Source organism: Actinomadura sp. K4S16 (assembly GCF_008327685.1).
Lineage (GTDB): Bacteria > Actinomycetota > Actinomycetes > Streptosporangiales > Streptosporangiaceae > Spirillospora.
On the sequence record NZ_BDDE01000012.1, the window covers coordinates 731,291 to 753,948 of the forward strand.

Below are 22,658 nucleotides of genomic sequence, written 5' to 3' on the forward strand. Positions count from 1 at the left end.
CGATTCCGCCGATCCGCGGCTCTGCCAGCCCGTGCCCGACACCATCCAGTGATCGACACCACGGGGGCCGCCCGTGCCCCGCGACCGCCGAGCCGATCGGCGCCGCGGCCGGGCGTCGGGAGCCGCCGGACGGGACCGGGCGGCGGCCCCGGACGCACCGTCCCCTCGGCTCGGCGCGCTCGGATGTGGACAAACCCGTATAAATAGGGAGCAACTGTCGTGGCGAGCGTGCCAAGCGTGTCGTACTCCATCACCGTCCGGCTGGAGGTCCCGGCCGGCGGCCGGGCCGTCAGCCAGATCACCCACGTGGTCGAGAACGCCGGCGGCATCGTCACGGCCCTCGACGTCAACACCGCCGGCCACGAGACGCTGCGCATCGACGTCACGATCGCCACCCGCGACACCCAGCACGCCGAGGCGATCGCGGGCGAGCTGGAGCGGATCGACTCCGTCAAGATCCACAAGGTCAGCGACCGGACGTTCCTGATGCACCTCGGCGGCAAGATCGAGATGCAGTCGAAGGTGCCGCTGCGCAACCGCGACGAGCTGTCGATGGCCTACACGCCCGGGGTCGCCCGCGTCTCCCTGGCCATCGCCCGCAACCCCGAGGACGTCCGCCGGCTGACGATCAAACGCAACAGCGTCGCCGTGGTGACCGACGGCTCGGCGGTGCTCGGCCTCGGCAACATCGGCCCGGAGGCCGCGCTGCCGGTCATGGAGGGCAAGGCGGCGCTGTTCAAGCGGTTCGCCGGGATCGACGCCTGGCCGATCTGCCTCGACACGCAGGACACCGACGAGATCGTCCGGACGGTGCAGATCATCGCGCCCGCGTTCGGCGGCATCAACCTGGAGGACATCTCCGCGCCGCGCTGCTTCGAGGTCGAGGCCCGGCTGCGCGAGCTGCTCGACATCCCCGTCTTCCACGACGACCAGCACGGCACCGCGATCTGCGTGCTCGCCGCGCTGACGAACGCGCTGCGCGTCGTCGGCAAGGACATCGGCGCCGTCCGCATCACGATGGCGGGCGCGGGCGCGGCCGGCACCGCCATCCTGAAGCTTCTGATGCACGCCGGCGCCCGCAACCTCGTCGTCTGCGACTACCGCGGCGCCGTGCACAAGGACCGCGACGACCTCGACGACTCGCTCCGCTGGATCGCCGAGCACACCAACGAGGGCGGCTACTCCGGCGACCTGCGCGGCGCGGTGAAGGACGCCGACGTGTTCATCGGCGTGTCGGCCCCCGGCATCCTGACCGGCGACGACATCGCCACCATGAGCGACGACGCGATCGTGTTCGCGCTCGCCAACCCGGAGCCGGAGGTGTCGCCGGACGAGGCCCGCGAGCACGCCGCCGTCGTCGCCACCGGCCGCAGCGACTACCCGAACCAGATCAACAACGTGCTGGCGTTCCCGGGCGTGTTCCGCGGCCTGCTGGACGCCCAGGCCGACGGCGTCACCCTCGACATGCTCGCCGCCGCGGCCAAGGCCCTCGCCGAGGTCGTCACCCCGGACGAGCTCGGCCCGAACTACATCGTGCCGAGCGTCTTCCACCCGGACGTGAGCACCCGCGTCGCCGGCGCCGTCCGCGAGGCCGCGGGCGGCCGCCCCCGCACCGAGGCCTAGGCGCGGCGGTCGTCCTCGCGGCGGGCTCGTGCCTCCGGGCTCGGGCCCGCGCGCTCAGTCGGACTTGCGGCCCGCGAAGATCTGCTCGCGGCGGCGGGGCCAGATGCCTCCGTACCAGAAGATGATCGCGCCGGTCAGGATGATGGCGACGCCGGTCGCGGCCCGCGCCCACAGCACGGTGTCGGGGCCGGTGTGCGGCAGCTTGCCGGGCGGCGTCTCGTGCGGCGCGCCGCCCGCCTTCTTGCAGTTCGCCTTGACCGTGGCGCTCTCGATCTGCCGGTTCGCCCACCGGACGGTGATGCGGGTGCGGCGGTCCTCGCGCAGCTTCACCGCGACGGTCCGGGTGGCGCCCGGGCCGATCTTGCCGGGGACGGCGGCGGAGTCGTCGTTCTTCTCGATGGAGAAGTCCTCTGTCTGCGTCCCGGTGTTGCGGACCTTGACGTTCACGGTGCGGTCGGGGCAGGACACCGAGCCGATGGTGGCCGTCACCGGCTGCGCGGGCGCCGCCGTGGTCGGCGGGTGCGTCGGGGTGCGGGTCGGGGTGTGCGACGGGGTGCGGGTCGGCTTGCCCGAGGTGGACGGCGAACCGCCGGACGGGCTCGGGGACGTCGACTCCGTGCTGGAGGCCGGTGACGCGGAGCCGGTCGACTTCACCAGGGCCGGGATCGCGATCAGCGCCCCGATCACGATGAACACGGCGGCGATGATGACCCTGGGCAACTGCATCGCTGTCCTCCCGGCGCGGACCAAGCGGGTGGCCGATGATCCTAGATCATTCTTAACCCTGGACCTCGTGGTGCCGATATCCCCATCGATAGGAATGCGTAACAGGCTAACGAGTCCAGGGACGTGCCGCCGGGGGTCCGGGCAACGCATCATGGGACCCATGGAAGACGGGATCAGGGTCGGTCTCCTGCTGGTGGCCACCCCGCAGCTGGAGGATCCGAACTTTCGGCGCAGCGTCGTCCTGCTGGTCGAGCACGACGGCGACGGCGGCACGCTGGGGGTCGTCCTCAACCGGCCGACCGAGGTTCCGGTCGACCGGGTGCTGCCGCCGTGGGCGGAGCTGGTGACGGGCCCCGCCGTGGTCTTCCAGGGCGGACCGGTCGCGCTGGAGAACGCGCTCGCCCTGGCCCGGCTGCCAGGCGAGGACGAGCCGCTCGGATGGCGCGCCCTGGACGGGGGAGCCGAGGTCGCCCGGGTCGGCCTGGTCGACCTGGAGGCCCCGCCCGGCCTGCTCGCGGCGGAACTGCTGCAGCTGCGCGTGTTCGCCGGATACGCCGGCTGGTCGCCCGGGCAGCTGCGGGCCGAGATCGAGGACGGCTCGTGGTACCTGGTGCCCGCCGAGGCCGGGGACGTGTTCGCCGCCGACCCGGAGCGGCTGTGGCAGCACGTGCTGCGCCGGCAGGGCGGCGACCTGGCCTTCGTCTCCACTTTCCCCGACGACCCCACGCTGAACTAAGGTGAACGACGTGAGTACGAAGATCCTTCCAAACAGCGACACCGAGAGCGATGTCCGGCCGGACCTCTCCCACGGTGACGGCGACCACGAGCGGTTCGCCCACTACGTGAAGAAGGCCAAGATCACCGAGAGTGCGGTGACCGGCACGCCGGTGATCGCGCTGTGCGGCAAGGTCTGGGTGCCGAACCGGGATCCGAAGAAGTACCCGGTCTGCCCGGAGTGCAAGGAGATCTACGAATCCATGCAGTCCGGCGGCGACGGCAAGGAGTGACCGGCCGCTGAACGGCGGTCGAGGGCGCGCCGCCGGATAGGCGTGCGCGCGTGAGGTCCTGCGGTCAGGTGCCGCGGGACCTCGGCGTTTCTTATCGCGGGACGTCCCGAATGGGGCGTCCCTGAACAATCGGGGGATTCGATGCGGCGGATTGCCGGGGTTTCACTGTGCGCACTGATGGTCACTGTGTGTGCTGTTCCGGGTTCTTTCAGTGAGCAGGAGCGGGAACGGCTCCGGGCCGCTCCGGTCGCGCACGGCGACGACGGGTGCGTCCGGCACCCAGCGGGCACGCCGGGCACGTCGGGCGGGCCGGGGACGCTGCACGCGGCGGGGGCCAGGGACGGCGCGGTCCGCTCGGTCCGTCCGCGCGACCGGGTCGACCTCGGCCACGACCAGGCCGTCGCGATGCTCGCCGACCTCCGCCGCACACTCCTCGACCGGTTCGGGACGTCCGACGAGGCCCGCATCGACGCGGCGCGCCCCTACCCGGGAGAGCGCAGGGCGGGGAGCCTCGTCGTCCCGGTGCGGTTCCACGTCCTCCACAGCGGCGGTACGGGGCGGCTGTCCACGGCGGCGGTCGGGCGGCAGATCGCCACGCTGAACGCGGCCTACGGCGGACGCCTCGGCGGCGCCGACACACGCGTGCGGTTCCGGCTCGTCTCGCTCGACCGCACCGACAACGCGGCCTGGTTCTACCACCCGCAGCGCAACGAGGGCGCGATGAAGCGGCGCCTCCGCAAAGGCGGTCGCGGGACGCTCAACCTCTACACGGCGGCCGTCGGGGCGGACGTGCTGGGCTTCTCCACCTTCCCCCAGTGGTACCGGCGCGACCCGCGCATGGACGGCGTCACCGTCGACTACCGCAGCCTGCCGTACGGCTCCTACGCGCCGTTCAACCACGGGTACACGGCCGTCCACGAGATCGGGCACTGGCTCGGCCTGATGCACACGTTCGAAGGCGGGTGCACCGCGCCGGGCGACGGGGTGGCCGACACCCCGTACGAGGAGGAGCCGGCGCAGGGCTGCCCCCACGGCCGCGACACGTGTCCGCAGCGGGGTCTCGACCCGATCCACAACTTCATGGACTACGCGCAGGACGCCTGCATGTGGGGCTTCACCGCAGGTCAGGGGCGTCGCATCCGCACGGTGTGGGCGGCGTACCGGTCCTCGGGGCGCGCCCGCCAGGGTGTGGATCTCGGCACAGGTGCGCCCGGCGCGGCCCGATCTGTCGGTGCGGCTCGGTAGCCTTCAATGACCGTGAGCACCTTCGCCGCATCGAGCATGCCCCCCGCCTTCCCCGAGCGGGCCGCCTGGGGGACCGCGCAGTCCCTGCGCGCCTGGCAGCAGCAGGCGCTGGAGGCGTACTTCGGCGCGGACGGAACGGCGCCGGGCCCGCGCGACTTCCTCACCGTCGCGACGCCCGGCGCCGGCAAGACGACGTTCGCGCTCCGGCTCGCCCGCGAGCTGATGGAGCGCCGCGTCGTCTCGTCGCTCACGATCGTGTGCCCGACCGAGCACCTCAAGCGGCAGTGGGCCGAGTCGGCGGCCCGCGTCGGCATCAGGATCGACCCCGAGTACCAGAACGGGCAGGGCCCCGTCGGCAAGGACTTCCACGGCGTCGCCGTCACGTACGCGACCGTCGCGGCGCGCCCGGCGCTGCACCGCAACCGCACCGAGTCGCGCAAGTCGCTGGTCATCTTCGACGAGGTGCACCACGCGGGCGACGGCCTGTCGTGGGGCGACGCCGTCCGGGAGGCGTTCGAGCCGGCGACGCGGCGGCTCGCGCTGTCCGGCACGCCGTTCCGCACCGACATCAACCCGATCCCGTTCGTCCAGTACGAGGAGGGGCCGGACGGCGTCCGGCGCAGCCGGGCCGACTACACCTACGGTTACGGGCCCGCGCTCGCCGACGGCGTCGTCCGGCCGGTCATCTTCCTGGCGTACGCGGGCGAGATGCGCTGGCGCACCCGCGCCGGCGACGAGATCACCGCGACCCTCGGCGAGCCGCTCACCCAGGACCAGACGTCCCAGGCGTGGCGGGCCGCGCTCGACCCGAAGGGCAACTGGATCAACCAGGTGCTCGCCGCGGCCGACCGCCGCCTCACCGAACTGCGCCGCGTCATCCCGGACGCGGGCGGCCTGGTCATCGCCACCGACCACGAGGCCGCCCGCGCCTACGCGAAGATGCTGCGCGCGGTGACCGGGCAGGGCGCCACGATCGTGCTGTCGGACGACCCGACCGCGTCCAAGAAGATCAAGGGGTTCGCCGAGACCGACGACCGCTGGATGGTCGCGGTCCGCATGGTGTCCGAGGGCGTCGACATCCCGCGCTTGTGCGTCGGCGTCTACGCCACCTCCACCAGCACGCCGCTGTTCTTCGCGCAGGCCATCGGCCGCTTCGTCCGCGCCCGCAAGCGCGGCGAGACCGCGTCGGTGTTCCTGCCGTCGGTGCCGACGCTGATGGGCCACGCCTCCGAGATGGAGGAGGAGCGCGACCACGTCCTCGACCGCCCCGTCCGCGAGGACGGCCTCGACGACGAGCTCCTCGCGGAGGCCAACCGCCGGGAGGACACGCCCGACGTCGGCGAGGAGCTGCCGTTCGAGACGGTGGAGGCGTCCGCGACGTTCGACCGCGTGCTCTACGACGGCGGCGAGTTCGGCATGAACGCCGAGCCGGGGTCGGCCGAGGAGGAGGAGTACCTCGGCATCCCCGGCCTGCTGGAGCCCGACCAGGTGTCGGCGCTGCTGCGCAAGCGGCAGGCCGAGCAGATCGCCAACGAGCGCCGGCGCAAGACCGGCGACCCGCGCGCCGACCGCACCGCCGCCGAGGACATCGCGGCCCTGCGCCGCGAGCTGAACGGCCTCGTCAACGCCTGGAACCACCGGACGGGCCAGCCGCAGGGGGTCATCCACAACGAGCTGCGCCGCGCCTGCGGCGGCCCGCCCGTCCCCCAGGCGAGCGCCGAGGAGATCCGCGAGCGCATCGCCAAGATCCGCGACTGGGCCGCCAAGCGCCGCCACTGACCCCGCGCCGCCTCACCGCCTCACCGCCTCACCGCCGCGCAGCGGCTGAGCCCGCCCCAGAGCCTGGGCGCCGCGTGCGCCGAGGCGATCCCGGAGGACGTCGTCCAGCACGCCCGCCACGTGCTGAGGGCCGTCGCACGGGTACCGCATCGCCCCTGAGCCTCGGTAGGCCCACCGCCCGCCGGCGCGTCCACACCAGCCCGGACGGGCGTAGGCGCTGTGGCGGCATGAGTGTGCGTTGCCGCTTAAGATCGTGCGATGACGCTCGCTGCGCGCTGGGTTCGGCTGCTGATGGTCGTGTCGGCAGCCGGCTTCGCCGGCGCGGCCTATGCGATCCGCGCCGTGGCAGACGGGCTTGTCGACCAGTATTCCGGCGCCGCTTTGTCAGGGGCCATCGTCTACACGATCGTGCTCTTCGTACGGCCGCGGATCTCTCCCTTGCCCGCCGGTAGCATCGCGGTCGCCTACTGCTGGTTCATCGAGTTCGCACAGCTCACTCCCCTGCCGGGCGAAATCTCCCAACGCAGCTGGTTCGCGCGCCAACTGCTGGGCGCCCAGTTCGACCTCGTTGACGTGGCCTGGTATCCCGTAGGCGTCATCCCGTTGGTCGTCGCGCATTGGTTGCTCCGTACCAGCGCACCTACTCGAACGCCCTCGCCCCCCGCTGAGGTCTAGCCGCGCACCCACTGTGACGGTCGCGGTTCACTGGGCCTTGGCGGCCTCCAGGACCGGGACGGCGGCGGCCCGGCGTGCGGGCAGTGCCGAGATCGCCGGCGTCGTCACGGCCGCGCCCGCCGCCAGCAGCGGAAACAGCCACCACGGCGGGTCCGGGCGCAGGAACGAACTCCCGGTGGCCACGTGCAGCAGGGTCAGCACTCCCATCGCGATCATGCTGCCGAGGATCGTGCCGAGGACGACCACGATGGCCGCCTCCCATCGGACGATCGAGCGGATCTGCCTCATGGTCGCCCCCACGGCGCCCAGCAGTCCGAACTCCGGGGTCCGGTCGGCGACGCTCATCGAAACCGTGGTCGCCATGCCGAACAGGGCCAGCAGCAGCGCCATGCCGACGAAGACGTAGGTCGCCCTGAGCGGCCGGGTGAGCGAATCCGACGCCGCACTCACGTACGCGTCGCGGCCGAGGACCCGCACCCCCGGGACCCCGGCCACCGCGCGCTCCAGCGCCTCCGGAGAGCCGCCCCGTACGAGGACCGCCCGGGTCGCCGCGCCGGCGTCGATCCGGTCCATGGTCGCGGGCGCCACCAGTGCCTGGTCGGCGAACAGGTGGGAGGGGTCGTGGTACGCGCCCGCCACCTTGAGCGGGACCCGGCCCCGGGCGCCCTGGACGACGATCTCTTGGCCGCGCCGCAGATCCCGCTCCTTCATGACGTTCCCCGACAGTGCGATCTCTCCTTGCCGCAACGCCGGCGGCCGGCCGCCCAGCCGCAGGACGTCGCGCAGCCCGGTCTGCTCGGCGCCGCTGACGAGGAAGCGGAACGGCTCGGGTGCCTCGCCGGGGTCGAGCGGCTCCGGATCCGGGACCAGCTTGACCTCGGTCTGCGTGAGGGCGGTCGTCCGCGACACCCCCGGCACGTCCGCGACGAGGGCCGCCACGTCCCGGGCCAGTGGCGCGGGCGCGCCTTCGGAGGTCCGGGCGGTCGCGGTGACCGCGTGGTCGGCCGCCATCACCTCTCGGCCCGCCTCCCGGAAGCGGTCGTGCGCCGACATGGTGATGAGCACCACGGAGGCGACCAGCGCGATGCCCAGCATCAGTGACGAGGCGGCCGAGGAGACCCGGCGCGGGCTGCGGATGACGGTGATGTGCGCCAGCCGTCCGGCCTCCCCGCTGACCAGCGGCCCGATGCGCCCCACCAGCCCGCCGAGCGGTCCGACGAAGAAGGGGGTGAGGACGGCGAGGCCGGTCATGGCGAGCAGCGTCCCGAATAGGATCATCAGCGAGATCCCGAACGTGCGGTCCGGTCCGGGCGGGTCGTCGGCGCGCACCGCGGCCGCCACCGCCCACCAGAAGGCCGCGCCGGTGAAGATCGCGCAGGCGGCCGACAGCCGCGGCCACCGGCGCCCCCGGGTCTCGGTGACGGTGCTGCGCAGTGCCTGCACGGGCGAGGTGCCCGCGGCGCGGTGCGTCGCCCGCCAGGCTGCGGCCTGGGTGACCAGGATCCCGGCCGCCGCCGGGATCCCCAGTGCGACCCACCCGAACTGGGGTGCCGCGGCCGAGACGTCGAAGCCGTCCCGCGCGAACAGCCGGATGATCAGCGCGGACAGCGGGAAGGCCGCGGCGACGCCGCCCACGGCGGCGATGGCGCCGAGTATCAGCGCCTCCAGGCGGATCAGCCGTTTGACCTGCCGCGGGGTGGCGCCGATCGCGCTGAGCAGCGCCAGCAGCCGGGTGCGCTGCCGCACCAGCGTGCCGAACGTGTTGGCGACCACGAACAGGCCGACGAAGATCGCCACCAGGGAGAGCCCGCCGATGACGCCGGCGATCGAGGCGCCCTCGCCCTCCGCGGCGGCGGCCTGCGCGCGCCGCACGGACTCGGCGGTGCGCACCGTGGCCGCGCCGCCCAGTTCCCGGGCCGCCCCGTCGCGCAGGCGGGCGGCGGGCACGCCCGGGGCGGCCTTCAGCCAGACGCTCGGCCAGGTGCCCGGGGGCAGCGCGGCGGCGCGCCGCACGGTCTCGGGCGGCGCCAGCACCAGGTTGCCGGCGGCCACGGCATCGCGGTCCTGGACGCTGACGATCCCGACGATCCGGTCCTGGCGCGTCTGGCGGGGCAGCATCAGCGTCAGCGTGTCACCGACGCGCACCTTCCCCGCGCGCGTCATGTACCGGACGACCGCCACCTCGCCGTCGGCCGCGGGGGCGCGCCCGGCCTCCAGCCGGTAGGGATTCAGCCGCGGGTCGGGCACCCAGGGGCGCAGCAGCGTCCTGCCCTCGGCCGCCGCGGTGATCGCCCGGCCGTCGGGACGGGCGGCCGTCACCGCCACCGCGGCGTCCCCGGCGGCGGCCGCCACCCCGGGCAGGGAGGCGATCCGGTCCATGGGGACCGCGCCGGTGGGCGGCGCGGCCGCGTCGTCCGGATCGACCGTCCCGCCCTGCACGAGCACGTCGGCGCGGAAGTACTCGCTCGCGTCGCTGCCCGACACCGCCTCCTGCGCGCGCAGCGCGAACTGCAGCGAGCCGGCTATGAGCGCGATCGAGCCCAGGGCCGCCAGCAGCGTCGCGGTCAGCCGCATCCAGCTGCCGGCGAACGAGCGTCGCGCGATGAGCCACATGGCTTTCCCCACCGTCAGGCCTCCATCTCGCGCATGCGGGCGTGCACGGCGTCGATGGTGGGCGCGGTCAGCTCGTCGACGATCGTCCCGTCGGCGAGGAACAGCACCCGGTCGGCGTGCGCGGCGGCCGCGGGATCGTGCGTCACCATGACCACCGTCTGCCGGTAGGAGTCGACGGCGGTGCGCAGGAACCCGAGCACCTCGGCGCCCGAGCGGGAGTCGAGGTTGCCGGTCGGCTCGTCGGCGAACAGCACCTCCGGCCGCGTCAGCAGCGCCCGCGCCACGGCGACCCGCTGCTGCTGCCCGCCGGACAGCTGCGTGGGCCGGTGCGCCAGCCGTTCGCGCAGTCCGAGCGCGTCCACGATCGTGTCGAACCAGCGCGGGTCCGCGCGGTGGCCCGCGAGCCGTCCGGTGAGCCGGATGTTCTCCTCGGCGGTGAGCATCGGCAGCAGGTTGAACGACTGGAACACGAACCCCATCCGGTCGCGGCGCAGTTCGGTGCGCCGGGTGCGCGACAGGCCGGTGAGTTCGGCCCCGCCGACGACGACGGTGCCGGACGTCACGGTGTCCAGTCCGGCCAGGCAGTGCAGGAAGGTCGACTTCCCCGACCCGGACGGTCCCATGATCGCGGTGAACTGGCCCCGCGTGAACGCCGCCGACACCCCGCGCAGCGCGGTCACCGCGCCGTCACCGGTCCCATAGGACTTGACCACAGCGGCCGCGGTCATGACCTCGTCGCGGACCTGCTCGGCAGGGGAGGCCGCGATCATCGAGGCCCTCCCGCATGGCGCGGGAGCGGGCGCGGCGCGGGGTTCCGGACGGCCGGCGGCGTGCCGTTCGCCTCGGGCGTGCGCCGGCGGGTCGGCTCAAGCATGGATGTCTCCCGTCGATCGACGTGAACTGTCTATCTGAGATAATCTCAGATGAGATCATATGGTTTGGATCGTCGGCAACAGCTCAGCGACTTTGGCGGCTTCGCGGTTCTGGTGGCGGGTGGACGTCCGGTCCCGGGGAGGGAGGGGGCCGTAACCGGACGCTGCGACGGCGCCCTCGGCACCGCCACGTGCGCGACTGAGACGACCCGCTCTACGCCGGACCAGGGGGCGGAGGCTCCGGGCGGTCGGTTTGGCTCGCCTCGTCGACTGCCACGTCCGACCGCGGTCGGCTTCGGGAGGTCAGTGGGAGGGCGGGACCAGGTCGAGGGCCTTGAGGATGTGGGCGACCGTCTCTTCGGGCGTACCGGTGATGGGCGCGGTGACGACGTTCTCGTCGGGGGCGGGGCGTTCCAGGTCGGCGAACTGGGAGTCGAGCATCTCGGCCTTGAAGAAGTGGCCCTTGCGGGCCTTCATGCGGGCGGCGATCGCGTCGCGGTCGCCGTCCAGCAGGACCAGGCGGAGGCCCTCGTGCCCGTCGACCAGCATCTCGCGGTACCGGCGCTTGAGGGCGGAGCAGGTGACGACGCCGGGGCGGCCGGTGTCGAGCCGGTCGGCGATCCACGCGGCGATGGCACGCAGCCAGGGGAGGCGGTCTTCGTCGGTGAGCGGGTGGCCCGCGCGCATCTTGGCGACGTTGGCCTCGGAGTGGAACGCGTCGGCTTCGGCGTAGTCCCAGCCGAGGCGCTCGGCGAGGAGCGTGCCGATGGTGGTCTTGCCGCTGCCGGAGACGCCGGCGATCAGGATGACCGTGGGCTCCGTCGTTTCCGGGGGCGGGGACGTGGTGGGGGGCATGGTCAGGCGGTCACCACCGGGGCGCCGGACAGGACGATGCCCTCCTGCGCGAGCTCGTCGAGGGCCCGGTCGACGGTGGCCTTGCTGACGCCGGCCGTGAGGTCGAGCAGGACGGTGGTGCGCAGGCCAGCGCGGACGGCGTCCACCGCGGTGGCCCGGACGCAGTGGTCTGTGGCGATCCCGACGACGTCGACGGAGTCGACGCCGCGGGCGGCGAGCCAGTCGGCGAGCGTGGTCTCGTCGTCGGAGAAGCCCTCGAAGCCGCTGTAGGCGGCGGTCTCGCGGCCCTTGCTGAACACGGCCTCGATGGGGGCGAGGGCCAGGTTGGGGTGGAAGTCGGCGCCCGGGGTGCCGATCACGCAGTGCGGCGGCCAGGTGTCGGCGAAGTCCGGCTCGGCGGAGAAGTGGCCGCCCGGGTCGAGGTGGAAGTCGCGGGTCGCCACGATGTGCGCGTACTCGGACCGGTGGGCGGCCACGTACTCGGAGATCGCGGTGGCCACCGCGGCCCCGCCCGCGACGGCGAGCGAGCCGCCCTCGCAGAAGTCGTTCTGCACGTCCACGATGATCAGAGCCTTCTTGCCCATGACCGCTCCCTCTACCGGTTGCCCCACCGGCTCCGCTCCGACCGTACCCCAGGCTCGTTCCCCCAAGCGGGACGGCTCAACGGCGTGGCCCGCCGTTGACGAACTCGGTCGGGACGGCGGGCTCGCCCTTCGAGAGCTGGAGCGCCGTCGGGGGCAGTTCGGCGACGGCGCGGGCGTGGCGTTCCCTGGCATCGCCGAGCGCCTCGCTCCCGACGACCTCGCCGTCGCGCACCAGCGGCACCTGGAGGACGCGGTCGCGGGGGCCGGCGGTCGGTTCGGTGGTGAAGACGGTCTCGGCGTAGGCGGTGCCGTGCCCGTCGACGCGGCGGACGGCCGTCTTGCGCCCGCCGCGGCTCGGCTTGCCCGTCGAGCGCTTCGCCACCGGGCGCATGGGCGCGTCCTCCTCGGGGCCGTCCGCCCGCGCGACGAGCTTGTAGACGAGGGACGCAGTGGGCGCGCCGGAACCGGTCACCAGGGACGTCCCCACGCCGTACCCGTCCACGGGCGCCGCGGCGAGCGCCGCGATGCCGTACTCGTCCAGGTCGCCGGTCACCACGATGCGCGTGCCGTGCGCGCCGAGGGAGTCGAGCTGCTCGCGGACGCGCCGCGCCACCACGCCGAGGTCGCCGCTGTCGATCCGGACGGCGCCGAGCGTCGGCCCGGCCAGCTCCACCGCCGCGCGGACGGCGCGTTCGACGTCGTAGGTGTCGACCAGCAGCGTGGTGCCCTCGCCGAGGGCCGCGAGCTGCGCCTCGAACGCGTGCCGCTCGCTGTCGTGCAGGAGGGTGAAGGAGTGCGCGCTGGTCCCGGCGGTCGGCACGCCGTACAGCCGGCCCGCCTCCAGGTTGGACGTGGTGGTGAACCCGGCGATGTAGGCGGCGCGGGCGGCGGCCACGGCGGCGCGCTCGTGGGTGCGCCGCGACCCCATCTCGATGATCGGGCGCCCCTGCGCGGCCTGCACCATCCGGGACGCGGCGGACGCGATCGCGCAGTCGTGGTTGAGGATCGACAGGGCGACGGTCTCCAGCAGGACCGCCTCCCCGAACGTCCCCTCGACCATCAGGATCGGCGATTCCGGGAAATAGCACTCGCCTTCGGGATAGCCCCAGACGTTCCCGGTGAAGCGGTACTTCTCCAGCCAGCGCGCCGTGGGCTCGTCCACGATGCCGTTCGCGGTGAGGAACTCCAGTTCGGCGTCCTCGAAGCGGAACGCCTCGATGGCGTCGAGGAGCCGCCCGACGCCCGCGACGACGCCGTACCGGCGGCCGGCGGGCAGGCTCCGCGCGAACACCTCGAACACCGCGCGGCGGCCGGCCGTCCCGCTGCGGAGGGCCGCCTGCAGCATGGTCAGCTCGTACTGGTCGGTCAGCAGGGCCGTGCCGTCACCAAGGTTCACAAGTGGCACTTTAGGGCCGACTGCGGGCACCATGGTGACGCGGGCCGCCACACCCGGAGACCACACTGAGCGCAGCGAACCGGGGGCGTCGGGGATCGTCCCCCACAAGGAAACGCGTGAGCGCAGCGAACTGGGCGGCGTGGGGCTGGTCCCCCCCAAGGAAACGCGTGAGCGCGGCGAACCGGGCGGCGCGGGGGATCGTTCCCCACAAGGAGAGGGATAGACGCATAGCATCGGATGCGGTGGGCGGACCGACCGCGCGCAGAAAGGGGGCGACCCGGCCAATGAGCGCCATGAACACGGCGCCCGCACCGGTCGAACAGGAGCGGCCGGGCGCAGCGGAGGACGTGAGCGCCGACCGGCCCTGGCTGGCGATCGTCTGGAACGACCCGATCAACCTCATGTCGTACGTCACATATGTGTTCCAGGCCGTCTTCGGCTACCCCAAGACCAAGGCCGAGAAGCTGATGCTCGACGTGCACCACAAGGGCCGCGCCGTGGTGGCCAACGGCACCCGCGAGGAGATGGAGCGGGACGTCGAGATCCTGCACTCCTACGGCCTGTGGGCGACCGTGAAGCGGGATGATTGACCCGATGAGCCATGTGACGAAGACGCGCCAGGGCTTCCGGGTCCGGCTGGAGCCGGAGGAGACCGCGCTGCTGCGCGCCCTCATGGAGCAGTTGCTCGCGCTCCTCGGCGACGCGCCCGGCCCCGACGACGAACTGGCCTCCATGGGCATCGCCGAGAACGCCGTGAAGCCGGACGACCCGGTCCTGGCGCGGCTGTTCCCCGACGCCTACCGCGACGACGGCGAGGCCGCCGGCGAGTTCCGCCGCTACACCGAGATCGGCCTGCGCGACGGCAAGCGCGAGGCCGCCCGGGCGGTCCTCGGCGCGCTCGGTGAGACCGACACCGACACCGTCCTCGACGAGAAGCGGATGCAGGAGTGGCTGCGTGCGCTGAACGACGTCCGGCTGGCGCTCGGAACCCGGCTCGACATCACCGAGGACTGGTACGAGGAGGCGGGCGCCCTCGACCCGCGCGACCCGCGCGCCCCCATGTTCGCCGCCTACGACTGGCTGACGATGCTCCAGGACGGTCTCGTCCACGCCCTGGAAGAGCCGCCCTTGGAGGAACCTCCCCTTGAGGAGCCTCCCCCGGAGTAGCCGCCCTGGGGTGGGGGTTCCGGAGCGGGCGCCTTCTAAGCTTGCGGGCATGCTGACGATTGAACGGGCCCTGGTCGACCAGATCATCGCGCACGCGCGCGCGGACCACCCCGACGAGGCCTGCGGCATCATCGCGGGCCCGGTCGGCTCGGACCGCCCCGTCCGGTTCGTCGCCATGGTCAACGCCGAGCGCTCCCCGACGTTCTACCGGTTCGACTCCCAGGAGCAGTTGAAGGTGTGGCGGGAGATGGACGACCGCGACGAGGAGCCGGTGGTGATCTACCACTCGCACACCGCGACCGAGGCCTACCCCTCCCGCACCGACATCTCCTACGCGTCCGAGCCGACCGCGCACTACGTCCTCGTCTCGACCCGCGAGGAGGACGAGGCCGAGTTCCGTTCGTTCCGCATCGTGGACGGCGAGGTCACCGAGGAAGAGGTCGTCATCGTCGACGGTTCCTGACGGCGCTGGCAGAAGGAACGGGGCGACCGGGATGAGCGGTGCGCGAGGTCCGGAGGCGGCCGGGACCGGCGGCCTCCCGGCCGGTAAACTGGTTGACATGTGGACGAGCGGGCATGGGACGGGCGGCGCTGAGCGCCGCGCCGTGGCCCCAGCGGTGCCACCCGTGCAGAGCTTCCTGTTCGGGCACTCGCGCGCCGAGGTCGTCTACGACTGTCGCTGACGCGCTGATCACGCCTGGAATCATCCCGCCGCCCGCCCGGTTCTACGCCAGGGGCGGGCAGTCCCGTACGACGTTTTAAGGAGATCATCGCGATGGCGATCGAGGTCCGGATCCCGACGATCCTGCGCAACCTCACCGACGGCGCCAAGGCCGTCGAGGGCAAGGGCGGCACGCTCGACGAGCTGTTCGCCGACCTGGACACCCGGCACGCGGGCCTGCGCGACCGGCTCGTGGACGACAAGGGCCTGCGCAAGTTCGTCAACGTCTACCTGAACGACGAGGACGTGCGCTTCCTCGGCGGGCTGGAGACGGAGGTCTCCGACGGCGACAGCGTGACGATCCTGCCGGCCGTCGCCGGCGGCTGAGCCGGTCGGGACGAGCGCCACATGCGATTCGACTCACTGCTGGACTCGCTCGGCGGCACCCCGCTGGTCGGGCTGCCGCGGCTGTCGCCGAGCGAGGACGTCAGGCTCTGGGCCAAGCTGGAGGACCGCAACCCCACCGGCTCGGTGAAGGACCGCCCCGCCTTCCACATGATCGAGAAGGCGGAGAAGGAGGGGCTGCTGACGCCCGGCTGCACGATCCTGGAGCCGACGTCCGGCAACACCGGCATCTCGCTGGCCATGGTCGCCAAGCTGCGCGGCTACTCGATGGTGTGCGTGATGCCGGAGAACACCTCCGCCGAGCGCCGCCAGCTGCTGGAGATGTGGGGCGCGCGGATCATCTCCTCCCCGGCGGCGGGCGGCTCGAACGAGGCCGTGCGGGTGGCGAAGGGCCTGGCCGAGGAGAACCCCGACTGGGTGATGCTCTACCAGTACGGCAACGAGGCCAACGCGCTCGCGCACTACGAGACGACCGGCCCGGAGATCCTCGCCGACCTGCCGTCGGTGACGCACTTCGTCGCCGGGCTCGGCACGACGGGCACGCTGATGGGCGTCGGCCGCTTCCTGCGCGAGCGGGTGCCGGACATCAGGATCGTCGCGGCGGAGCCGCGGTACGGCGAGCTGGTGTACGGGCTGCGCAACATCGACGAGGGCTTCATCCCCGAGCTGTACGACGACTCCGTCCTGACGACGCGGTTCTCGGTCGGGTCGCGCGACGCGCTGCGCCGCACCCGCGAGCTGCTGGAGCAGGAGGGCATCTTCGCGGGCATCTCGACCGGCGGGGCGCTGCACGCGGCGATCGGGATGGCGAACAAGGCGGTGAAGGCCGGCGAGCGCGCCGACATCGTGTTCATCGTCGCCGACGGCGGTTGGAAGTACCTGTCGACCGGCGCCTACGGCGGCACGCTGGAGGAGGCCGAGGCCCGTCTCGAAGGCCAGCTCTGGGCCTGACCGCCCGGTCGGGCGGCGGGGCGGCAGGGTAGAGTGCGTACTCGAACGAGATTCTAGAACCGTCTCGGCGGACGCCCCGCCGGGACGGTCGACCCGGGAGAGTGCGGATGAGCGGGTTCGGGGAGTCGACCGCGGTGAAGCCGGTCGGCGAGGGCCGGTACGAGGCCGTCCTGGACGAGGGCTACGGCATCGCCCAGGCGCTGAACGGCGGCTACCTGATGGCCGTGCTCGCCCGCGCCGCGGTGGACGCCTCGCCGCACGAGCACCCCGTCTCGACCGCGGCGAACTTCCACCGCGTCGCCAAGCCCGGCCCCGCCGAGCTGGTCGTCGACTCCCGCAAGGTGGGGCGCACGGCCGCCTCGTCCTTCGTCACCCTCGTCCAGGACGGCCGTCCCGTCGTGGACGCGCTGATCACCACCGGCACCCTCGACCCGGCCGCCGAGCCCGACTACGCGGCCGCGCCGCCCGCCGAGCTGCCTCCGCTGGAGGAGTGCACGGGGTTCCGCCCGCCCTCCGCCGTCGACAGCGGCTTCGCCGACCAGGTCGACATGCGCTTCGACCGCACGACGATGGGCTGGCTGGACGGGCGGCCGAGCGGGCGCCCGGACATCCGCGCCTGGTTCCGGCACCGCTGCGGCCAGGAGCCCGACGGCTACTCCCTCGCCCTCGCCGTCGACGCGCTGCCGCCCGTGGCGCTCAACCTCGGCGCGCAGGGCTGGGCCCCGACCGTCGAGCTGACCTGGCACATGCGGGCCGTCCCGGCGCCCGGCTGGCTCGCCGTGCACGGCACCGGGCGGCTCCTCGCCGGCGGCTGGTTCGACGAGGAGGTCGAGGTGTGGGACAGCGCCGGCCGCCTCGTCGCGCAGAGCAGGCAGATCGCCCGCGTGCCCCTCGCCCGCTCCTGACCGCCGCGACACACCGGTGTTCCGGATCGGAAGCGAACGGATCATGCGCCCGCGCCGTGAGCTGGACGGTTTTCCGGTGCGTGACGGTGTGATGTCCAACGCATGACGCACCCCGGCGGGGTCCTGTCGCTTAGCCTTGTGCACCATGTCAGATCCATCCCGGGGGGACGGCCTCCCAGACGCGCCCATCGGGATCTTCGACAGTGGTTTCGGGGGCCTCACGGTGGCCCGTGCCATCCTCGACCAGTTGCCGAACGAGCCGATCGTCTACCTCGGCGACTCCGCCCGCCAGCCGTACGGGCCGCGCCCGATCGCGCAGGTCCGCGCGTTCGCCCTGGAGATGCTGGACGAGCTGGTCGACCAGGGCGTGAAGATGCTGGTGATCGCCTGCAACAGCGCCAGCTCGGCGATGCTGCGCGACGCCCGCGAGCGCTACGACGTCCCGGTCGTGGAGGTCATCAACCCCGCGACCCGGCGCGCCGCCCGTGCCACGTCCAACGGGCGGGTCGGGCTGATCGCCACCGAGGCCACCGTGAACAGCCGCGCCTACGAGGACGCGTTCGCGGCCGCGCCGCACATCGAGCTGGTCAGCGCCGCCTGCCCGCGCTTCGTCGAGTTCGTCGAGGCGGGCGTGACGATGGGCGACGAGCTGCTCGACGCCGCCCGCGGCTACCTGCGTCCGATTGTGGACGCGGACTGCGACACCCTCATCCTCGGCTGCACGCACTACCCGCTCCTGGCGGGCGTCATCTCGTATGTGGTGGGAGACGGGGTCACACTGGTCTCAAGCGCCGACGAGACCGCCAAGGACGTGTACCGAGTGCTGCACGATCGGGGACTGGCCCGCGCCGAGGCGAAGCCCCGGCCGCGGCACCGGTTCCGCGCCACCGGTGACCCCGCCGTGTTCGCCGAGCTCGGCCGCCGCTTCCTCGGACCGGAGATCGGCCCGGTGGAGAGCACGTTGAGCAAGGCTTTGACGACCTGATTCCTCGGGAAACCCAAGAGGAGGAGTGAGCGTGCGGGTCACTGTGATCGGCTGCTCCGGCAGCTTCCCAGGGCCGGACAGCCCCGCGTCCAGCTATCTGATCGAGGCGGACGGCTTCTCCATGCTCCTCGACATCGGCAACGGTGCGGTCGGCAGCCTCCAGCGCTTCCACGGCGTGCTGGACATCGACGCCATCTGCATTTCGCACCTGCACCCCGACCACTGCCTCGACCTCACCGTCTACTGGATCGCGCGGACGTACTGCCCGGACGGCCCGGCCCCGCGCATCCCGGTGTACGGCCCCCGCGGCACCGCGGAGCACATGATCAAGGCGTACGAGCTGGAACCCAACCCGGAGATGACCGACACCTTCGACTTCCGCCCGCTGGAGCCGGGGCCGATGCGCATCGGCCCGTTCACGGTGACGACCGCGCTGATGAACCACCCGGTCGAGGCGTACGGCCTGCGGATCGAGCACGGCGGCAGCGCGCTGACCTACTCCGGCGACACCGGGCACAGCGACGAGCTGGTGCGGCTGGCGCGCGGCTCCGACCTGTTCCTCTGCGAGGCGGCGTTCGCGGACCGTCCCGGGCTGCCGCCGGACATGCACCTGACGGGCCGGGAGGCGGGCGAGCACGCGGAGCGGGCCGAGGTCGGACGGCTGGTCCTCACGCACCTGCTGCCGTGGAACGACCCGTCCCAGACGCTCTCCGAGGCGAAGGACAGCGGCTACCGGGGCCCCATCGAACTGGCGGAGGTCGGCGCCGTCTACGACCTCTGACGGCGCCTCCGGCGACGGGTGCGGCTCTGCCCGCGGCGGGCCGCCTCGGTGGGGACCGAGCGCTAGGGTGGGCGCATGGCTCGCCCCGATGACCGCGCACCCGACAGCCTCCGCCCCGTCCGCATCCAGCGCGGATGGCTCGACCACGCGGAAGGGTCGGTGCTCGTCGAGTTCGGCGCGACGCGGGTCCTGTGCGCCGCGTCCGTGCAGGACTCGGTGCCCCGCTGGCGGCGCGACAGCGGGCTCGGCTGGGTCACCGCCGAGTACGCGATGCTGCCGCGCGCGACCAACACCCGCAACGACCGCGAGTCGGTCAAGGGCCGGATCGGCGGCCGCACCCACGAGATCTCCCGGCTGATCGGCCGGTCGATCCGGGCGTGCCTGGACTTCAAGGCGCTCGGCGAGAACACCGTCCAGCTCGACTGCGACGTCCTGCAGGCCGACGGCGGCACCCGCACCGCCGCGATCACCGGCGCGTACGTCGCGCTGGCCGACGCGGTGAGCTGGATGCGCGAGCGCCGCCTCCTCAAGGGGGACCCGCTCATCACCTCGGTGTCGGCGGTCAGCGTCGGCGTCGTGGACGGCGAGCCCCGCCTCGACCTGTGCTACGAGGAGGACTCGGCCGCCGGGACGGACATGAACGTCGTCTGCACCGGCGACGGCCGGTTCGTCGAGGTGCAGGGCACCGCCGAGGGCGCCCCGTTCGACCGGGCGGAGCTGGACGCGCTGCTCGACCTCGGCGCCGCCGGCTGCGCCGAGCTGACCCGCATCCAGAACGAGGCCCTCGGCCGATGAGCCGGATCGTCCTCGCCACCCACAACCAGGGCAAGGTGGCGGAACTCCACCGCATCCTCGGCGACCTCGACGTCGTCGGCCTCGACGACTTCCCCGGCGCCCCCGACGTGCCCGAGACCGAGCTGACCTTCGAGGGCAACGCGCTGCTGAAGGCCCGCGCGATCGCCGCGTTCACCGGGCTGCCCGCCGTCGCCGACGACTCCGGCCTGTGCGTGGACGCGCTGAACGGCATGCCCGGCGTGCTGTCGGCCCGCTGGTCGGGACGGTTCGGCGCCGGCGGCGACCGCGACGCCGCCAACCTCCGGCTCGTCCTCGACCAGATCGCCGACGTGGCCGACGGCCGGCGCGGCGCCTCGTTCGTGTGCGCGGCGGCGCTGGTGGTCCCGGGCGGCGCCGAGCACTGCGTCGAGGGACGGATGCACGGCACCGTCATCCGGGAGCCGCGCGGCACCGGCGGGTTCGGCTACGACCCGGTCTTCCTGCCCGAGGGCGGGACCCGCACGACCGCGGAGCTGACGCCCGCCGAGAAGGACGCCATCAGCCACCGCGGCCGGGCCTTCCGCGCCCTCGCGGAGATCGTCCCGGACGCGCTGAAGGCCGCGGGCCTGGCCTGAGCCGCCCCCACGGGCTCGGCGCACCGTGTCAGCCGCGCCCGTGTCAGCCGCGCCCGTGTCAGCCGCGCCCGTGTCAGCCGCGCCCGTGTCAGCCGCGCCCGTGTCAGCCGCACCGCGTCATCTGCAGCGCAGCCGGACGAAGGTGCCGTCCCATCCGGCGCGGAGCTCCATGAGGTCGACCAGCAGGCGGACGGTCCACAGCCCGAAGCCGCGCTGGAGGGCGGAGTCGGGCGGGACGAAGCCGGTCAGGGAGTCGGGCCCGGGGGACCAGAAGCCGTTGTCGCCGACCTCGCAGACCAGGTCGGCGCCGTCCTGCCACACCCACAGCCCGATCGGCGGCGTGCCGTGCTGGAGGGCGTTCGCGGCGACCTCGTTGACGGCGGTGACGAGGTTCTGCGCCTGCTGCTTGGCCAGGCCGTGCCGGCGGGCGCGCTCGCCGACGAACACGCGCAGCGCGTGCAGGTCGTCGCCGTCGATGGGCAGGTACTCCGTGTCGGCAGGGCGGTCGGAGCGGAACCGGCCGTCGCAGCCGGACCCGAACTCCACCGGGTCGACGTAGTCGGCGTTCTGGCCGTCGTGGCCCGGGGCGAGCAGCAGCGGATGGGTGCGGCGGGCCTCGTCGAGGACGCGCTGCGGCAGCTCCCCGGCGTCGTAGGGGCACAGGGCGCGCGCCCCCGAGTCGCCGAAGACGACGTTGATGAGGGACTCGTAGCGGACCCATTCGAGCGTCTGGCGCTCGTCCCATCCGGTCCAGAGCGGTTCGGCGAGGGCGCAGACGGTGCGCGGGGCGCTGCCCTTCACGATGCTCTGGTAGTCGCGCAGGGTGCGGACGGGATGCTGGTAGAACGTGGCCGAGTCGAGGAAGGCGACCGTGTCGCCGCGGGCGCCGAGCGAGTCGCGCAGGGCGGTCAGGTTGGGCTCGCGGGCGACGGCGATCACGACCTGGCCGCGCTCCAGGCCCGATTCGAGATAGGGCACGGTGACGGACAGGAACTCGTCGGTGCCCCGGTACATGAACGCCTTGTGCTCCAGTGCCATCAGGCGATGCCCTCCGTGTCCGGCAGCCGCCGCCCCCGGGCGAGGCCGGGCAGCCGGTGCCAGCCGACCATGTCGATGACGCTCTCGACGTCGGGCGAGAGGTGGTCGAGGACCAGCGCGGCGTCGGCGGGCAGCCGGATGGCGTGCCTGGCCAGCAGGTGCAGCGCGCCGAGGTCGATGAACCCGAGGCGGGACATGTCGAGGTGGACGCTGCCGCCGGGCCGCACCTGGGCGAGCTGCTCGGCGAACACGGCGTGCCGCGCGGCGTCCAGCTCGCCCTCGACGCGCAGGCCCTCGGGCTCGAACGTGCGCACGATCTTCAGGATCCCGTCGTCGAACTCGGGGTTCACTTCCACGAGGACCTCGTGTGTGTCGCGGAGGGCGGTGAGCTCGGCGGGCCGGCAGGCGTGCCGGTCGACCTGGCAGATCGCCATCGCCATGGTGCTCGGCGAGACGGCGTCGCCGACCCGGTGCTCGCAGCCCAGCATCCGGCCGAGGTCGGACCGGCCGGGACCGTTCAGCAGGCAGGTGTAGTCGGTGGTGACGCGCACCGCGCGGAAGCCCTGGCCGAACGCGGCGCCGACCTCGCGGCCGATGGTGTCGGCCATCCGGGCCGGCTCGAAGGCGCCGCCGCGGTCGAGGCAGGCCTCCCGCCGCGGGATGACCCGCAGCTGGCCCGACCTGACACGGGCCTCCACGTCGATCGGCTGCCCGGGCCCGAGGCCGGGAAGCAGTTCGGCCGGGACGTCGGTGACGTACACGACCTTCTCGTCGGTCTCCAAGCCCTCCCGGACGAATGGACCTATGACCCGGTCGCGTTCCTCCCGGCTGCTGTAGGCCAGCCAGCCGTGGTCTCCGGGGCGGACGGCGCTGACTGAGCGCTCGGCGAACCATGATGTCTCCATGGCCTCCCCATCACTGTGAGGCGGATTCGTTCAGCGTACGCCGGTCCCGTGCCGTTGGAAGCCCAACGCAGGGAGT

Annotated in this window: 25 protein-coding genes and 1 pseudogene; 17 read left to right on the forward strand and 9 right to left on the reverse strand. The window is 72.9% G+C overall.

The window, feature by feature from the left end; all coding sequences use genetic code 11:
• The first annotated feature begins 219 nt into the window (after positions 1 to 219).
• Positions 220 to 1,623, forward strand: a complete 1,404-nt coding sequence (locus K4S16_RS14670; protein WP_149259442.1) for an NAD-dependent malic enzyme — start codon at positions 220 to 222, stop codon at positions 1,621 to 1,623.
• Between the two features lie 54 nt (positions 1,624 to 1,677).
• Here the strand turns inward: K4S16_RS14670 and K4S16_RS14675 are convergent, their stop codons facing one another.
• The gene (locus tag K4S16_RS14675) at positions 1,678 to 2,349 is read right to left on the reverse strand and encodes a hypothetical protein (RefSeq protein WP_149259443.1); all 672 of its coding nucleotides are present in this window, start codon (positions 2,347 to 2,349) and stop codon (positions 1,678 to 1,680) included.
• 160 nt (positions 2,350 to 2,509) lie between these two features.
• Here K4S16_RS14675 and K4S16_RS14680 point away from each other — a divergent pair, with 160 nt between their 5' ends.
• The 5 genes from K4S16_RS14680 (at position 2,510) to K4S16_RS14700 (ending at position 7,055) form a co-directional block, all read left to right on the forward strand.
• Entirely contained in the window at positions 2,510 to 3,085 is a 576-nt protein-coding gene (locus K4S16_RS14680; RefSeq protein ID WP_149259444.1) for a YqgE/AlgH family protein, read from the forward strand.
• A gap of 10 nt (positions 3,086 to 3,095) precedes the next feature.
• Positions 3,096 to 3,356 (forward strand): DUF3039 domain-containing protein, encoded by a 261-nt coding sequence (locus K4S16_RS14685; RefSeq protein WP_200841858.1) that lies wholly within the window; start codon positions 3,096 to 3,098, stop codon positions 3,354 to 3,356.
• Between the two features lie 177 nt (positions 3,357 to 3,533).
• Positions 3,534 to 4,601, forward strand: a complete 1,068-nt coding sequence (locus tag K4S16_RS14690) for a zinc metalloprotease (RefSeq protein WP_149259446.1) — start codon at positions 3,534 to 3,536, stop codon at positions 4,599 to 4,601.
• Positions 4,602 to 4,637: 36 nt separating this feature from the next.
• Complete coding sequence (locus tag K4S16_RS14695) at positions 4,638 to 6,380, forward strand: DEAD/DEAH box helicase (protein WP_149259593.1); 1,743 nt, start codon at positions 4,638 to 4,640, stop codon at positions 6,378 to 6,380.
• Positions 6,381 to 6,638: 258 nt separating this feature from the next.
• Positions 6,639 to 7,055, forward strand: coding sequence for a DUF2809 domain-containing protein (locus K4S16_RS14700; protein WP_149259447.1), 417 nt, complete (start codon positions 6,639 to 6,641; stop codon positions 7,053 to 7,055).
• 27 nt (positions 7,056 to 7,082) lie between these two features.
• On the opposite strand, the gene K4S16_RS14705 is transcribed toward K4S16_RS14700, so the two are convergent.
• The 5 genes from K4S16_RS14705 to K4S16_RS14725 all read right to left on the reverse strand — a co-directional run bounded on the left by K4S16_RS14705 (position 7,083) and on the right by K4S16_RS14725 (position 13,408).
• Positions 7,083 to 9,680 (reverse strand): FtsX-like permease family protein, encoded by a 2,598-nt coding sequence (locus tag K4S16_RS14705; protein ID WP_149259448.1) that lies wholly within the window; start codon positions 9,678 to 9,680, stop codon positions 7,083 to 7,085.
• Positions 9,681 to 9,682: 2 nt separating this feature from the next.
• A complete protein-coding gene (locus tag K4S16_RS14710) occupies positions 9,683 to 10,438 on the reverse strand; it encodes an ABC transporter ATP-binding protein (protein WP_200841859.1) in 756 nt (251 codons plus the stop codon).
• Between the two features lie 405 nt (positions 10,439 to 10,843).
• Positions 10,844 to 11,395 carry a gluconokinase gene (locus K4S16_RS14715; RefSeq protein ID WP_149259449.1) on the reverse strand — a complete coding sequence of 184 codons (552 nt, stop codon included), beginning with the start codon at positions 11,393 to 11,395 and terminating at the stop codon, positions 10,844 to 10,846.
• Between the two features lie 2 nt (positions 11,396 to 11,397).
• Positions 11,398 to 11,979: an isochorismatase family protein gene (locus tag K4S16_RS14720; RefSeq protein WP_149259450.1), complete on the reverse strand. Its 582-nt coding sequence runs from the start codon at positions 11,977 to 11,979 to the stop codon at positions 11,398 to 11,400.
• A 76-nt stretch (positions 11,980 to 12,055) separates the two neighbouring features.
• Positions 12,056 to 13,408: a nicotinate phosphoribosyltransferase gene (locus K4S16_RS14725; RefSeq protein ID WP_149259595.1), complete on the reverse strand. Its 1,353-nt coding sequence runs from the start codon at positions 13,406 to 13,408 to the stop codon at positions 12,056 to 12,058.
• A gap of 260 nt (positions 13,409 to 13,668) precedes the next feature.
• Between K4S16_RS14725 and clpS the strand changes: the two genes are divergently transcribed.
• The 11 genes from clpS (at position 13,669) to rdgB (ending at position 20,639) form a co-directional block, all read left to right on the forward strand.
• Entirely contained in the window at positions 13,669 to 13,965 is a 297-nt protein-coding gene (gene clpS / locus K4S16_RS14730) for an ATP-dependent Clp protease adapter ClpS (RefSeq protein WP_149259596.1), read from the forward strand.
• A 4-nt stretch (positions 13,966 to 13,969) separates the two neighbouring features.
• The gene (locus K4S16_RS14735) at positions 13,970 to 14,542 is read left to right on the forward strand and encodes a DUF2017 domain-containing protein (protein ID WP_149259451.1); all 573 of its coding nucleotides are present in this window, start codon (positions 13,970 to 13,972) and stop codon (positions 14,540 to 14,542) included.
• Positions 14,543 to 14,591: 49 nt separating this feature from the next.
• On the forward strand, positions 14,592 to 15,005 hold the full coding sequence (locus tag K4S16_RS14740) for a Mov34/MPN/PAD-1 family protein (RefSeq protein WP_149259452.1): 414 nt from the start codon (positions 14,592 to 14,594) through the stop codon (positions 15,003 to 15,005).
• 97 nt (positions 15,006 to 15,102) lie between these two features.
• Positions 15,103 to 15,225 carry a hypothetical protein gene (locus K4S16_RS46465; RefSeq protein ID WP_268843236.1) on the forward strand — a complete coding sequence of 41 codons (123 nt, stop codon included), beginning with the start codon at positions 15,103 to 15,105 and terminating at the stop codon, positions 15,223 to 15,225.
• 92 nt (positions 15,226 to 15,317) lie between these two features.
• A complete protein-coding gene (locus tag K4S16_RS14745; RefSeq protein ID WP_149259453.1) occupies positions 15,318 to 15,590 on the forward strand; it encodes a MoaD/ThiS family protein in 273 nt (90 codons plus the stop codon).
• Between the two features lie 21 nt (positions 15,591 to 15,611).
• On the forward strand, positions 15,612 to 16,559 hold the full coding sequence (locus K4S16_RS14750) for a PLP-dependent cysteine synthase family protein (protein WP_149259454.1): 948 nt from the start codon (positions 15,612 to 15,614) through the stop codon (positions 16,557 to 16,559).
• Between the two features lie 107 nt (positions 16,560 to 16,666).
• The gene (locus K4S16_RS14755) at positions 16,667 to 17,464 is read left to right on the forward strand and encodes a thioesterase family protein (RefSeq protein WP_149259455.1); all 798 of its coding nucleotides are present in this window, start codon (positions 16,667 to 16,669) and stop codon (positions 17,462 to 17,464) included.
• A 145-nt stretch (positions 17,465 to 17,609) separates the two neighbouring features.
• Entirely contained in the window at positions 17,610 to 18,449 is an 840-nt protein-coding gene (gene murI / locus K4S16_RS14760) for a glutamate racemase (RefSeq protein WP_149259456.1), read from the forward strand.
• A gap of 31 nt (positions 18,450 to 18,480) precedes the next feature.
• Complete coding sequence (locus K4S16_RS14765; RefSeq protein WP_149259457.1) at positions 18,481 to 19,230, forward strand: MBL fold metallo-hydrolase; 750 nt, start codon at positions 18,481 to 18,483, stop codon at positions 19,228 to 19,230.
• A gap of 75 nt (positions 19,231 to 19,305) precedes the next feature.
• Positions 19,306 to 20,025 carry a ribonuclease PH gene (rph, locus tag K4S16_RS14770; protein ID WP_149259458.1) on the forward strand — a complete coding sequence of 240 codons (720 nt, stop codon included), beginning with the start codon at positions 19,306 to 19,308 and terminating at the stop codon, positions 20,023 to 20,025.
• The gene (gene rdgB / locus K4S16_RS14775; protein ID WP_149259459.1) at positions 20,022 to 20,639 is read left to right on the forward strand and encodes an RdgB/HAM1 family non-canonical purine NTP pyrophosphatase; all 618 of its coding nucleotides are present in this window, start codon (positions 20,022 to 20,024) and stop codon (positions 20,637 to 20,639) included. Before rph ends, rdgB begins: the two co-directional genes overlap by 4 nt.
• 32 nt (positions 20,640 to 20,671) lie before the next feature.
• Here the strand turns inward: rdgB and K4S16_RS46925 are convergent.
• From K4S16_RS46925 to K4S16_RS14790, 3 genes and pseudogenes are all read right to left on the reverse strand, one after another.
• Positions 20,672 to 20,752: pseudogene (locus K4S16_RS46925) on the reverse strand (pentapeptide repeat-containing protein); the annotation flags it as partial.
• Between the two features lie 4 nt (positions 20,753 to 20,756).
• Positions 20,757 to 21,677, reverse strand: coding sequence for a sensor histidine kinase (locus K4S16_RS14785; RefSeq protein WP_149259461.1), 921 nt, complete (start codon positions 21,675 to 21,677; stop codon positions 20,757 to 20,759).
• Complete coding sequence (locus K4S16_RS14790; protein WP_149259462.1) at positions 21,677 to 22,582, reverse strand: MEDS domain-containing protein; 906 nt, start codon at positions 22,580 to 22,582, stop codon at positions 21,677 to 21,679. Before K4S16_RS14790 ends, K4S16_RS14785 begins: the two co-directional genes overlap by 1 nt.
• Between the last annotated feature and the right edge of the window lie 76 nt (positions 22,583 to 22,658).

What these genes read in the sequence shown, in the direction of transcription:
- K4S16_RS14755 (WP_149259455.1), top strand. Translation starts at nt 16,667, where the DNA reads ATGAGCGGGTTCGGGGAGTCGACCGCGGTGAAGCCGGTCGGCGAGGGC.
- K4S16_RS14725 (WP_149259595.1), bottom strand. Translation starts at nt 13,408, where the DNA reads ATGGTGCCCGCAGTCGGCCCTAAAGTGCCACTTGTGAACCTTGGTGAC.
- K4S16_RS14790 (WP_149259462.1), bottom strand. Translation starts at nt 22,582, where the DNA reads ATGGAGACATCATGGTTCGCCGAGCGCTCAGTCAGCGCCGTCCGCCCC.
- K4S16_RS14700 (WP_149259447.1), top strand. Translation starts at nt 6,639, where the DNA reads ATGACGCTCGCTGCGCGCTGGGTTCGGCTGCTGATGGTCGTGTCGGCA.
- K4S16_RS14720 (WP_149259450.1), bottom strand. Translation starts at nt 11,979, where the DNA reads ATGGGCAAGAAGGCTCTGATCATCGTGGACGTGCAGAACGACTTCTGC.
- K4S16_RS14735 (WP_149259451.1), top strand. Translation starts at nt 13,970, where the DNA reads ATGAGCCATGTGACGAAGACGCGCCAGGGCTTCCGGGTCCGGCTGGAG.
- rph (WP_149259458.1), top strand. Translation starts at nt 19,306, where the DNA reads ATGGCTCGCCCCGATGACCGCGCACCCGACAGCCTCCGCCCCGTCCGC.
- K4S16_RS14750 (WP_149259454.1), top strand. Translation starts at nt 15,612, where the DNA reads ATGCGATTCGACTCACTGCTGGACTCGCTCGGCGGCACCCCGCTGGTC.
- K4S16_RS14680 (WP_149259444.1), top strand. Translation starts at nt 2,510, where the DNA reads ATGGAAGACGGGATCAGGGTCGGTCTCCTGCTGGTGGCCACCCCGCAG.
- K4S16_RS14675 (WP_149259443.1), bottom strand. Translation starts at nt 2,349, where the DNA reads ATGCAGTTGCCCAGGGTCATCATCGCCGCCGTGTTCATCGTGATCGGG.
- rdgB (WP_149259459.1), top strand. Translation starts at nt 20,022, where the DNA reads ATGAGCCGGATCGTCCTCGCCACCCACAACCAGGGCAAGGTGGCGGAA.
- K4S16_RS14710 (WP_200841859.1), bottom strand. Translation starts at nt 10,438, where the DNA reads ATGATCGCGGCCTCCCCTGCCGAGCAGGTCCGCGACGAGGTCATGACC.
- K4S16_RS46465 (WP_268843236.1), top strand. Translation starts at nt 15,103, where the DNA reads ATGTGGACGAGCGGGCATGGGACGGGCGGCGCTGAGCGCCGCGCCGTG.
- K4S16_RS14745 (WP_149259453.1), top strand. Translation starts at nt 15,318, where the DNA reads ATGGCGATCGAGGTCCGGATCCCGACGATCCTGCGCAACCTCACCGAC.
- K4S16_RS14715 (WP_149259449.1), bottom strand. Translation starts at nt 11,395, where the DNA reads ATGCCCCCCACCACGTCCCCGCCCCCGGAAACGACGGAGCCCACGGTC.
- K4S16_RS14785 (WP_149259461.1), bottom strand. Translation starts at nt 21,677, where the DNA reads ATGGCACTGGAGCACAAGGCGTTCATGTACCGGGGCACCGACGAGTTC.
- murI (WP_149259456.1), top strand. Translation starts at nt 17,610, where the DNA reads ATGTCAGATCCATCCCGGGGGGACGGCCTCCCAGACGCGCCCATCGGG.
- K4S16_RS14690 (WP_149259446.1), top strand. Translation starts at nt 3,534, where the DNA reads ATGGTCACTGTGTGTGCTGTTCCGGGTTCTTTCAGTGAGCAGGAGCGG.
- K4S16_RS14740 (WP_149259452.1), top strand. Translation starts at nt 14,592, where the DNA reads ATGCTGACGATTGAACGGGCCCTGGTCGACCAGATCATCGCGCACGCG.
- clpS (WP_149259596.1), top strand. Translation starts at nt 13,669, where the DNA reads ATGAACACGGCGCCCGCACCGGTCGAACAGGAGCGGCCGGGCGCAGCG.
- K4S16_RS14695 (WP_149259593.1), top strand. Translation starts at nt 4,638, where the DNA reads ATGCCCCCCGCCTTCCCCGAGCGGGCCGCCTGGGGGACCGCGCAGTCC.